This is a genomic window from Paracidovorax anthurii (genome assembly GCF_003269065.1).
Taxonomy (GTDB): Bacteria; Pseudomonadota; Gammaproteobacteria; order Burkholderiales; family Burkholderiaceae_C; genus Paracidovorax; species Paracidovorax anthurii.
This window is the reverse complement of sequence record NZ_QLTA01000083.1, coordinates 1-11,543: the sequence shown is the minus strand read 5'-3', so window position 1 is coordinate 11,543 and position 11,543 is coordinate 1. Positions and strand designations below refer to the sequence as shown.

The 11,543-nt window shown below is 71.4% G+C and carries 9 protein-coding genes; 7 read left to right on the top strand and 2 right to left on the bottom strand.

The annotated features are described in order from the left end of the window. Positions 1 to 430: 430 nt before the first annotated feature. From AX018_RS23450 to AX018_RS23440, 4 genes are all read left to right on the top strand, one after another. Positions 431 to 2,170: an ExeA family protein gene (locus AX018_RS23450; protein ID WP_111882561.1), complete on the top strand. Its 1,740-nt coding sequence runs from the start codon at positions 431 to 433 to the stop codon at positions 2,168 to 2,170. Between the two features lie 16 nt (positions 2,171 to 2,186). Continuing rightward, on the top strand, positions 2,187 to 2,951 hold the full coding sequence (locus AX018_RS23445) for a general secretion pathway protein GspB (protein ID WP_111882558.1): 765 nt from the start codon (positions 2,187 to 2,189) through the stop codon (positions 2,949 to 2,951). 91 nt (positions 2,952 to 3,042) lie between these two features. Continuing rightward, positions 3,043 to 3,201: a hypothetical protein gene (locus AX018_RS25365; protein WP_170146336.1), complete on the top strand. Its 159-nt coding sequence runs from the start codon at positions 3,043 to 3,045 to the stop codon at positions 3,199 to 3,201. 88 nt (positions 3,202 to 3,289) lie between these two features. After that, positions 3,290 to 4,105: a Crp/Fnr family transcriptional regulator gene (locus AX018_RS23440; protein WP_111882555.1), complete on the top strand. Its 816-nt coding sequence runs from the start codon at positions 3,290 to 3,292 to the stop codon at positions 4,103 to 4,105. Here the strand turns inward: AX018_RS23440 and AX018_RS23435 are convergent. Next, a complete protein-coding gene (locus tag AX018_RS23435; RefSeq protein WP_111882567.1) occupies positions 4,083 to 5,708 on the bottom strand; it encodes a methyl-accepting chemotaxis protein in 1,626 nt (541 codons plus the stop codon). The two genes, AX018_RS23440 and AX018_RS23435, sit on opposite strands and share 23 nt — an antisense overlap. A gap of 296 nt (positions 5,709 to 6,004) precedes the next feature. Here AX018_RS23435 and AX018_RS23430 point away from each other — a divergent pair, with 296 nt between their 5' ends. The 3 genes from AX018_RS23430 (at position 6,005) to AX018_RS23420 (ending at position 9,976) form a co-directional block, all read left to right on the top strand. After that, the gene (locus AX018_RS23430) at positions 6,005 to 6,628 is read left to right on the top strand and encodes a methylamine utilization protein (protein ID WP_111882553.1); all 624 of its coding nucleotides are present in this window, start codon (positions 6,005 to 6,007) and stop codon (positions 6,626 to 6,628) included. Next, on the top strand, positions 6,625 to 8,964 hold the full coding sequence (locus tag AX018_RS23425; protein ID WP_111882550.1) for a putative bifunctional diguanylate cyclase/phosphodiesterase: 2,340 nt from the start codon (positions 6,625 to 6,627) through the stop codon (positions 8,962 to 8,964). The genes AX018_RS23430 and AX018_RS23425 overlap by 4 nt, the downstream gene beginning before the upstream one ends. A gap of 283 nt (positions 8,965 to 9,247) precedes the next feature. Then, complete coding sequence (locus AX018_RS23420; RefSeq protein WP_245951811.1) at positions 9,248 to 9,976, top strand: pseudouridine synthase; 729 nt, start codon at positions 9,248 to 9,250, stop codon at positions 9,974 to 9,976. 122 nt (positions 9,977 to 10,098) lie between these two features. Here AX018_RS23420 and AX018_RS23415 read toward each other — a convergent pair. Then, positions 10,099 to 11,543: pectate lyase family protein (locus tag AX018_RS23415; protein ID WP_211322516.1), on the bottom strand; the 1,445-nt coding region annotated here is incomplete at its 5' end.

Here is an 11,543-nt window from a genome sequence, read left to right as displayed (position 1 = left end):
CATGGCCTGCGGCGCGCGCCTAGATTGCGGCTGTTTGCTGCCTTGCAGGCACCATGAAAAGATCGTAAACACGCTCTAAGAACGTGTTCACGATCTCCCAGGGGTCGCGCAGTGGCGTGTGCGGGAGGGGATGCAAGGCGCGGTGCGCCGCCCATAGCCCGGCTATGGGCTAGCGCCGCAACGCCGCAGACCGCCCGCACACGCCACTGCCCGAAGGGTTGGAGCGAAATCGGGCGATTGGACGCCTCCGATGCTTGCATGGGCACGAGCCCATGCGGCGCATCCGAGGCATCCACTCATCCCGATTGCGCTCCAACGCGACCCCTGCGAGATCGTGAACACGTTCTAAGCCGGCGCGGCGCACGGCCGCCCGCCGGCGATTTCCCGCTGCGGGGGGCGGGCGTGCGGCCGGGCGGTATCCTCGCCCCCCATGTACGCCCCGTTCTTCGGCCTCGAGCACGCGCCGTTTTCCATCGCCCCCGATCCGCGCTACCTGTTCATGAGCGACCGCCACCGCGAGGCGCTGGCGCACCTGCTCTACGGGCTGGAGGCGGGCGGCGGCTTCGTGCTGCTCACCGGCGAGATCGGCGCCGGCAAGACCACCGTGTGCCGCTGCTTCCTGGAGCAGATCCCGGCCCACTGCAACGTGGCCTATGTGTTCAACCCCAAGCTCACCGTGGGCGAGCTGCTGCGCTCCATCTGCGACGAGTTCGGCGTGGCCCACGCGCCGGCCGCGCCGGGCGCCGAGACGGTGAAGGACTGCCTGGACCCGCTCAACGCCTTCCTGCTGCGCGAGCACGCGGCCGGCCGCAACAACGTGCTCATCATCGACGAGGCCCAGAGCCTCGCGCCCGAGGTGCTGGAGCAGCTGCGCCTGCTCACCAACCTGGAGACCAGCGAGCGCAAGCTGCTGCAGATCGTGCTCATCGGCCAGCCCGAACTGCGCGCCATGGTGGCCAGCCCGGAGCTGGAGCAGCTCGCGCAGCGCGTGATCGCGCGCTTCCACCTCGGGCCGCTCACGGCCGGGGAAACCCGGCAGTACGTCGCGCACCGCCTCGCGGTGGCGGGGCTTCAGGGGCCGCTGCCGTTCAATGCGCGCGCGCTGGAGCGCATCCACCAGCGCACCCGGGGCGTGCCGCGGCGCATCAACCTGCTGTGCGACCGCGCGCTGCTCGGGGCTTACGCCGGTGGCGTGCGCGAGGTGGACGAGGCCATCGTGGAGCGCGCGGCGCGCGAGGTCTTCGATGCCGAGGCACCCCGGGCCCCGGCCGCCGGGCGCGCGCCGCGCTGGCCCCGCTGGGCCGTGGCCGGCACCGGCGCGCTGGCCGGGGCGGCGGTGATCGCTGGCGTGGGCTGGGGCCTGGGCTGGGGGCCACGGGCCGGCGGCCAGGGTGGGGAGGGGGGCGCGCAGCCCGCCCGCTCCCGGGCCTCGGAGCCGGGCGCCCTGCGGGCCCCGGCGCAGGCCGCCGCGCCCCTGGCGGCCCCGGCTTCGGCGCCGGCCGCATCGGCGTCCGCACCGGCGGTGAGCCCGCTGCAGGCGTTTCTCGCCACGCTGCCGGCCGGTGAAGACGCCGCCTGGCGTGCGCTGGCCGCCGGCTGGGGCGTGTCGGGCAACCTGGGCGGCGACGTCTGCGAGGCGGTGCAACGCCAGGGCCTGCGCTGCTTCCGCCAACGCCGCGCGGGGTTGGCGCTGGTGCGCCAGCTCGACCGGCCGGGGCTGCTCACGCTCTACACCGCCGCGGGCGATCCCGTGCCGGTGGTGCTGTCGCGACTCGATGCCGGCCGGCAGGTCGCCACCATCGAGGGCGGGGGGCGCCGCCTGGAGGTTTCCGCCGCCGATCTGGCACAGGGCTGGCGCGGGGAGTTCGCCACGCTGTGGCGCGCCCCGCCCGGCATGCCACCCGGCAGCGCCGTGGCCGGCACGGAGGAATCCCTGGCCTGGCTCGACGCGCAACTGGCGCGCTCCACCGGCGTCGCCGATCCCGCGGCGTCCTCCGCATCGTCGCCCGCGGCCGCATCGTCGCCCGCGGCCGCGTCGCTGCGCCGCGCGCGCATCCACCGCTTCCAGATGTCGCAGGGCCTGGCCCCGGACGGGCGCGCCGGCCCGCTCACGCTCATGCTGCTCAACCGCGCCGCCGGCGTGGCCGAACCGCGCCTGCACACCCCCTGACCGGACCGATTCCCTTATGTCCTACATCCTCGATGCCCTGCGGCGCGCCGAATCCGAACGCGGCCGTGGCGCCGTTCCCGGCCTGCACACCCCGGCGCCGCCCGCCGGTGCCTGGTCCCCGGCGCCGCCCGCCGCGCGCCGCCGCGGCGCGGCCATCGCGGCCGCCGCCGTCCTGTTGGCAGGGGGCGCGGCCGCGCTCGCGTGGTGGGCCGCCACCGCGGCCCGCGCGCCGGCGGATGCGCCTGCCGGCCTTTCCGGCGCATCCGGGCCCGCACAGTCCGCCCGGCCCGAGGTCGTCGCGGAGGCGCTGCCCGCATCCGTGCCTGCACCCGCGCCGGTTCTGCGGCCGGCGCCCGCCGCGCCAGCGGCACCAGCACCAGCACCAGCAGCCGCGCCATCGCCAGCGCGCCCCGTGCCGGCCAGCGTCCCCAGGGCGCAGCCGTCCGTGCCCGCGTCCCATGCGCGGGATGGGGGCGCTTCCGCCCGCCCGGCTCCGGCCCCCGCGCCAGCCGCCGCTGCGCAGCCCCCCTCCGAACCGGCGGACCGGCCCGCCATCGTGGCGCTGCGCGACCTGCCCGGCGGGGTGCGCGAGCAGTTCCCCGCGCTGCAGATCAACGGGGTGACCTATTCCTCCAACCCCGCCTACCGGATGGCCATCGTCAACGGGCAGGTGCTGCACGAGGGCGATGCGCCGGCGCAGGGCGTGGTGCTGGACGGCATCGAGCCGGAGCGCACAGTGTGGCGCTTCCGGGGGTATCGCGTCGCCGTGCCCTCGCGCTGAAACATGCACTCTTCCGCCACGGCACGGGCCGCCGCGCAATGGCTTGGTCGCCCCGGGGCATGAGGGCGCGCGGCGGCCCGTTGCCTTCCGCATGATGGGTTTTCTTCTGCTGGCGGCCCTGTCCCTGATCGCTTGCGTGGTCTTTCTGTACCGGAAGACCCGGGATGGCGGGCCGTGGACGGCCGATGACTATGGGGTGGCCTTCGTCCTGCTGGCCGGGCCGGTGCTGGCCTGGTTGCTGGCGGGCTGACCGCGCAGGGCCGGGCGGCCGATGGCGCCGCCGTGCCTCGTGGTTTCCCCCCTGCCGCCCCGCGCGGCCTCTCCCCCATGCTCTGCGCATGTCCGACGACCTGACCCTCCACCAGCGCCGCCGCCGGCCCACGCCGGCCGAGCTGCAGGGCATCCCCTGGCTGCCGGCGCTCACCGCGCCCGAGCGCGAGCGCGCGCTGGACGCGATCCGGGTGGGCGATGCGCAGGTGGGCGATTTCGTCTGCCGGCGGGGCCGACCGGTGACCTACTGGTTCGGCGTGGTCGAGGGGCTGCTCAAGATGAGCACCGACAACGCCCAGGGCCAGACGATGACCTTCGCGGGCGTGCCGCCCGGCGGCTGGTTCGGCGAGGGCACGGCCGTCAAGCGCGAGCCCTACCGCTACGACATCCAGGCGCTGCGCCGCAGCGTGGTGGCGGGCCTGCCCATCGATACCTTCCACTGGCTGCTCGATCACTCGCTGGGCTTCAACCGCTTCGTGATGCACCAGCTCAACGAGCGGCTGGGGCAGTTCATCGCAGCGCGCGAGATCGAGCGCCTGGGCGGCCCGGACCTGCGGGTGGCGCGCGGGCTGGCCGCCCTGTTCAATCCGCTGCTCTACCCCGGCGTGGGCGACGTGCTGCGCATCACGCAGCAGGAGCTGGCCTATCTGGTGGGGCTGTCGCGCCAGCGGGTGAACGAGGCGCTGGCGGCGCTGGAGTCGCAGGGCGCGATCCGCGTGGAATACGGCGGGCTGCGCGTGCTGGACCTGACCGCGCTGCGCGAGAGCGTGTTCGCCGCGCACGGCGAGCCGCAGGCGGACGCGCCGGGCAGGCGCCCCGGGCCGCGCCGCGCGGCGGCCGCGCGCCGCCGCCCGCCGTCCTTCAGCGGGGAAGCGCGGGCGTAGCCACCGGGCCCGGAAGCTCGCCGGGCGTGCGCTGCAGGCGGAAGGCTCCCACCATCTCCGTGAGCCGGCCGGCCTGGTCCTTGAGGCTGCCCGCCGCCGCGCTGCTTTGCTCCACCAGCGCGGCGTTCTGCTGCGTCATGTTCTCGAGCGCGCTCACGGACTGGCTCACCTGCCCGATGCGGTCGCTCTGCTCGTGCGCCGCGGAGGTGATCTCGCCCATGATGGACGAGACCTGCTGCACCGACTGCACCAGCTCGCCGATGGTGGTGCCGGCCTGGCCCACCAGGGTGGTGCCTTCCTGCACCTGTCCGGCGCTGGCGAGGATGAGGCTCTTGATTTCGCGCGCGGCCTCGGCGCTGCGCCCCGCGAGGGCGCGCACCTCGCCGGCCACCACCGCGAAGCCCCGGCCCTGCTCGCCGGCGCGGGCGGCTTCCACGGCGGCGTTCAGCGCCAGGATGTTGGTCTGGAAGGCGATGCCGTCGATCACGCCGATGATGTCCGCGATCTTGCGCGAGCTGGCGCTGATGACGTCCATGGTGCGCACTACCTGCGAGACGACCTCGCCGCTGCGCGCCGCGACCTGGGCGGCCGAGGCCGTCATCTGGTTGGCCTGCTGCGCGGCGTCGGCGCCCTGGTGCACGGTGTGGGTGAGGTTTTCCAGCGCGGAGGCGGCTTCCTGGAGGTTGCCGGAGGTCTGCTCGGTGCGGTGGCTCAGGTCGAGGTTGCCGGAGGCCACCTCGGAGCTGGCGAGCAGGATGGAATCCGCCGTGGTGCTGATGTGGCCCACCAGGTCGCGCAGCTGCTCCTGCATGGCGGCGATGGCTTCCAGCAGGCGGCCTGTTTCGTCATGGATGCGCACTTCCACGCGCGAGGTGAGGTCGCCGCGCGCGATGCGCTCGGCCACCACCACGGCGCGGCCGATGGGCTGGGTGATACTGGCGGTGGTGCGCCACGCGATGAGCAGGCCCAGCCCGATGGCCAGGGCCACGAGCGCGCCGCCCGTGATCCGCGAGCGGTCCTGGGTTTGCTGGGCGGTGGCGGCGGCCTCGTTGCTGAGGGTGTTCTGCAGCTCCACGAGCTGGGCGAGCTTCTCGCGCCAGACGGCCTCGGGCGGCGCGACGCGGGTCATGAGGCCGAGCGTGGCGCTCACCGTGTCGCCGTCCGTGACCAGCTTGAGCGCGCTTTCCAGCTCCGGAAGGGTCTTGCGGGCCTGCGACTGCACGTCGGCCAGCAACTGGCGCTCGGCGGGGGTGGCGCCGCTGGATTCCAGCAGCGCGGCCAGCTCGGCATCCTGCTTGGCATAGCGCTTCAGAATGTCGCTGGCCTTGCGGGCTTGGTCTTCGGCGTTCTTGGGGTCGATGTCGCCGAGCATCGCGGCCGAGCGGGCATGGATGCCGGTGGCGCTCACGGTCTGCAGCATGTCGTTGGCGAGGCGGGCCTTGGCCGCGCCCACGCCGGTGATCTGCTGCATCTGCTGGTTCATGCCCGAGACCGATACGTGGCCCAGGGCCGCCACGGCGATCACGAGGATCAGCATGCATCCGAAGCCGAGGAACAGGCGGCGCGAGATGGAGAGGGATTTGAGGAATGAAACGGCCTGCATGGTGTTTTCCCGGGTCTGCGGACCCATCGGTGGTGAGTTCACTGCAAGATGAATGCCAGTGTCTGGACAGGCGGTGTTACAAATGAATGGCGCACGCCGCGCTTTTCACTGGCATGCTGGAAAGGGATGGAGGCAATGCCGGGAATTCATTGGAGCACTCCATGTATACGTTCCATCATGACTTTATGCTATGGATTTAATAGCTTTTTTGTGTGGTGCGCTTATCCTGCCAGACTCCGGACCTGCTTCGCAGGGTGTCGGCGCATTTGTTACATGTCTGCGGTGGAGGTGACGCGATGAAAACGTGTGTGACACGGGTCGCGGGGATGGCCATGGTGGCGTTGCTGGGGCTGGCGGGCGCCGGCGCATGGGCAGCTCTGGTGCAGGTGGATGTCCAGGACGGTGCCGGCAAGCCGCTGGCGGGCGCGGTGGCGTTCCTCGATTCGGCACAGGCCCGCCGGCAGGCGCGGCCGCTGCCGTCGGCCGAAGTGGCGCAGGACAAGCGGCGCTTCGTGCCCGACGTGCTGGCGATCACAGTGGGCACCTCGGTGCAGTTCCCCAACCGGGACACGGTGCGGCATCACGTGTATTCGTTCTCGCCGGCCAAGAAGTTCGAGCTCAAGCTGTACGCGGGCACGCCGGCCAATCCCGTGGTGTTCGACCAGCCCGGTGTGGTCGTGCTGGGCTGCAACATCCACGACCAGATGGTGGGCTGGGTGCTGGTGCTGGAGACCCCGTACTTCGCGCAGTCGGGCGCGAACGGAAGCGCGCGCATCGACAAGGTGCCCGCAGGCGAGTACACGCTGCGCGTCTGGCACGCGGGCCTGCCGATGGGGGCGCCCGCGCACGCTCAGCCGATCGTGGTCGCCGAGACGGCCGGCGCGCCGGTCGCCGTGCGGCTGGCGGGGGTGGCGCCGTGACGCTGCGTTGGTTCGGGCGCAGCCTGATCTTCCGGCTGGCCGGGGTGTCGCTGCTGTTGCTGTTCATCGTGCAGGCGGCGGGTTTCGCCGTGGTCCGCTTTTCCATCGACCGGAATGCGCGCGCGCAGATCGCCGAGCGCCTCGATGGGGACGAGCGGGTGTGGCGCCGCCTCCTGGAGCAGAACGCCGAGCGCCTGCAGCAGGCCTCGGCGCTGCTGGCGGCCGACTACGGTTTCCGCTCGGCCGTGAACTCCGGCGAGGCCGAGACCATCCAGTCGGTGCTGGAGAACCACGGCGGGCGCATCGGCGCGTCGGTCACCGCGCTGCTGGACACGCAGATGCAACTGCGGGCCGCCAGCCTGGCGCAGTCCACCGCCGGCTACCAGTCGGCCGTGCTGGGCCTGGTGCCGGCGCTGGCGGCCCGCCCGCAGGGCAGCCAGATCGCGGTGGTGGGGGGCATGCCCTACCAGTTCGTCATGGTGCCGATGCGCGCGCCCCTGCTGATCGGCTGGGTGCTGATGGGGTTCCCGATCGACCAGGCGCTGGCCTCCCAGATGCGGGAGCTGCAGGCGGTGGAGGTCGCCATCGTCGTGCCGGGCACGGATGGCGCGCTGACGGTGCCGGTGAGCACGCTGCCGCCCGAGGCGGCGGCCACGCTGCGGGAGGGGCTCGGCCGGCCGGAGGTCCTGCTGGAGGGCGGCACCATGCTCGTGCGCAGCGTGACGCTGGATACCTCCGGCAACGGCAGCCAGGCGCTGCTGCTGCGCTCGCTGGACGAGGTGCTCGCTCCGTACCGCCGGCTGCAGGTGCTGCTGGGCGCCATCGCGCTGGCGGGCGTGGTGCTGTTCGCCATCGGCGGCGCCATCATGGCGCTGCGCGTGACCACGCCGCTGCGCTCGGTGGTGCTGGCCACGCAGCGCATCTCGCGCGGCGACTACGACGTGCCCATCGAGCACACCCGCCGCACCGACGAGATCGGCAACCTCGCGCGCTCCTTCGACCGCATGCGCCTCGACATCGCGGCCCAGCAATCGGAGATCCGCCGCCTCGCCGACACCGACCGGCTCACCGGCGTGCCCAATCGGGAGCGCTTCCGCCGCACGCTGATGGAGGCCATGGGCCATGGCGCGCTCACGGGCGAGCCCCTGGCGGTGATCGCGCTCGATCTCGACCGTTTCAAGCACGTGAACGGCGTGCTGGGCTATGCGCTGGGCGACCGGCTGCTGCAGGCGGTGGTGGAGCGCATCGGCGCGCAGCGCCGCTCGCAGCACGATCTCGTGGCGCGCCTCGGGGGCAACGAATTCGCGCTGCTCCTGCCTGGCGCCGACGTGGCGGCCGCGCGCGAGATGGCGCAGCGCATCACGCGCGCGTTCGAGTCGCCCCTGGCGTTCGACGACCAGACCGTGGACCTGAGCGCGGGCATCGGCATTGCCTGCGCGCCCGGCCCGGCGCAGGATGCCGACACCCTGCTCAGCCACGCGGAGATCGCCATGTACGCGGCCAAGCGGCGCCTGAACGGCGCGCAGCTCTACGACCCGTCGATGGACTCCTCCAGCGCGGAGGCCCTGTCGCTGCTCTCCGAGCTGCGCCGCGCGGTCGAGCAGGGGGAGCTGCGGCTCTTCCTGCAGCCCAAGCTGGCCCTCAACGGCCAGTCCGGCTGCGGCGCCGAGGCGCTGGTGCGCTGGCAGCACCCCGAGCGCGGGCTGGTGCCGCCCATGCAGTTCATCCCCTTTGCCGAGCAGACCGGCTTCGTGCGCCAGCTCACGCTCTGGGTGTTCGAGCAGGCCGCCGCCTTCCTGCAGCGCGAGGACGTGCGCCCGCTGGGCCTGCGCATCTCGGTGAACCTCTCCACCCGCGACCTGATGGACCCCGATCTCAGCGCGCGGCTCGATGGGATCATGGCCCGCCACGGCGTGACCGCCGCCTCGTTCTGCCTGGAGATCACCGAGAGCGCCATCATGGACGACCCCGAGCGCGCCGAGGCCATGCTGAACCGCCTCTCCGCGCAGGGCTTCAAGCTCTCCATCGACGACTTCGGCACCGGCTATTCCTCGCTGGCCTACCTCAAGCGCCTGCCGGTGGACGAGCTGAAGATCGACAAGTCCTTCGTCATGGGCATGGTGGTGGACCACGGCGACGAGCAGATCGTGCGCTCCACCATCGATCTGGCGCACAACCTGGGCCTCTCGGTGGTGGCCGAGGGCGTGGAGTCCGCCGTCATCCTGGAGCGCCTGCAGGCCCTCTACTGCGACGAGGCCCAGGGCTACCACATCGGCCGTCCCATGCCCTCGGACGGCTTCCCGCAATGGCAGGCCGGGGCCGCCGCGCGAAAATAGGGCCATGTCCGATCCGTCTCCCCGCTCCCGCCTGTCGCTGCCCGCCGCCGGCGCCCGCACCTCCCGGCCTGCCCGCGCCGCGGCGCCCGCCGCCCCCTCGCCCTCCAGGGCCGGTGGCGAGCGGCCGCCCGGCCGCTTCACCCTGCGCACGCCCGCCCCTGCCTCCCCGGTTGCTCCCGAGGCGGCGCTCCCCCGGGGCCAGGCGCCCGCCGCGCCGCGCCGCGCCCCGGCGGCAGCGCCCCGGCCCGAGGGCGTGCCCGGCACCGCGCGCCTGAACAAGCGCATGGCCGAGCTGGGCCTGTGCTCGCGCCGCGAGGCGGACGACTGGATCGCGCAGGGCTGGGTGCGGGTGAACGGCGAGGTCGCCCCCATGGGCCTGCAGGTCGCCCCCACGGACCGCATCGAGGTGGACCGCGCCGCCCAGGGCCAGCAGGAGCGGCAGGTGACCATCCTGCTGAACAAGCCCATGGGCTACGTGAGCGGGCAGGCCGAGGACGGCCACACGCCCGCCGTGGCGCTCATCAACCCGCGCACCCACTGGCGCGAGGACCCGAGCCGCCAGCGCTTCTCGCCGCCCCAACTGCGCGGGATCGCGCCCTGCGGGCGGCTGGACATCGACTCCGTCGGCCTGCTCGTGCTCACGCAGGACGGGCGCGTGGCGCGCCAGCTCATCGGCGAGGACTCCGAGGTGGACAAGGAATACCTCGTGCGCGTGCACTACGGCGACGTCGCCACCGACGTGCAGGCGGTGTTCCCGCGCGAGCAGCTCGCGCGGCTGTGCCATGGCCTCGCGCTCGACGGCCAGCCGCTCAAGCCCGCGAAGGTGGATTGGCAGAACCCCGAGCAACTGCGCTTCGTGCTCACCGAGGGCAAGAAGCGCCAGATCCGCCGCATGTGCGAACTGGTCGGCCTGAAGGTGGTGGGCCTGAAGCGCATCCGCATCGGCCGCGTGGTGCTGGGCAACCTGCCCGTGGGCCAGTGGCGCTATCTGGGCCCGAACGAGAAGTTCTGATTCCCCCCGCGTTGGCGGGGCGCTTGGCAGGTTTCAGGGGGGCCGTCTGCCCGTGTGGTGGATCGTGGCTCACGACCCGCTCTCACCCCACGAGCCGGTTCCGCAGGCCCGGGGTGGGTGCGTCAGCGCTGCACGGGTGCCGGGGCACTATGGGCGGGGCCGATCACGCCAACGCCGGCTCCCTGGCGCACCGATTGGGCGGTCTCGGCGGCGGATTGAGGGCTCACCAGCCATTCGCGCCGAGCACTGAAGGCGGTGATCGCCGGTTCGTCCAATGGTGGGTTGGCGGTGCCGCTGGCGGTCTTGTCGTTGGACACGCAGTCCCGCCCGATGGATTGCTGGCACAGGTCATTGCGTGGATCGATCTGCCCGGCGAACGGGGAGAACGCATAGCCGGGACCCGGCGGGTTGGGATACCGGTAGATGGGCAATGTCACATGGTCGAAGTAATTGCCCTCCATCAGGAGATTGGCCGTGGCCGTCAGGGGCATGGCCGCGCCTTCCCGGCTGATATTCTCGAAATAATTGTTGACGAGGTGCGCGGTGACGGTGGAGTTTCTCAGCCCCCCAGCGTGCGGTCCGCGGCCCGATGTATGGTGGATGTAGTTGCGGGCCAGGGTAATCGTGTCCTGCGCACCCAGGAATAACCACAGCCAATAATGGCGGCCATCGCAGGTGGCCGAATAATCGGTCCGCCCATCAAACTCATTGTTGGAAAAGGTGATGTGCCTGGCACTGCCGAAGCCCGTGACCAGCATTTGGCGGCCGATCCTTGCGAACAGGTTGTGGTCCACCCAGACTCCATCGGCATCGTCGATGGTCAGTGCATCGCCGCCCCATATGACGCTCGGATTGATGTCGGTAATACGGATGTTCTGAATGATGACGTTGCCGTTGCCATCGCCGATGCGCAGGCCTCTTCCTTTGATGCCCGCGTCGTGGCCCAGGCCGACGAGCGTCTTGTTGGAGCCGATTTGCAGCGGGGCACGCCCTGCGTTGTCGAAGGTGACCTGGGTGGCCGGGCGGCCATCGCAAAAGTTGGCGACATTCAACCCCCACTGGCCTTGGCTCGGCTGATTCGCTTTGCAGGCAAAGGCAATGCATCCTGTCGCAGTGGTGGTTGGCGTGCCATTGATCAGCAGCGAACCCGTGAAGTCAAACGTCCGGTCCAGCACGATGACGCGTGCTTCTGCATCGGTGCACTTGCCGTCCTGGACGCTGCTGCACAACGCATTTTCAAGCTCCACCAGAGAGGTGGGTTGGACCATGGGGGCATTATTGCCACCGCCCGTGACTCCGGAGGCTAAGCCATCGGGGGTGCCGATCGCTTGCGCCCAAAGCGGGCCGGAGATTGAAAATAATAATCCCATGAAAATATTCAGCATGGGCCGGTGAATATTCTTCTCGAAATTGCGCATCGATGGATTCTCTTTCTGGATCGGTTCAGGTGGGTGCCCGGTGCACAGGGGGTCGGCTTTGTTGCACAAATCACCCCGGCCACACCGGTAGACTGAAGGCGTGACGGAAGCAAAGAGCGAGAGGCGGACCAAGTACCGCACGACGAACT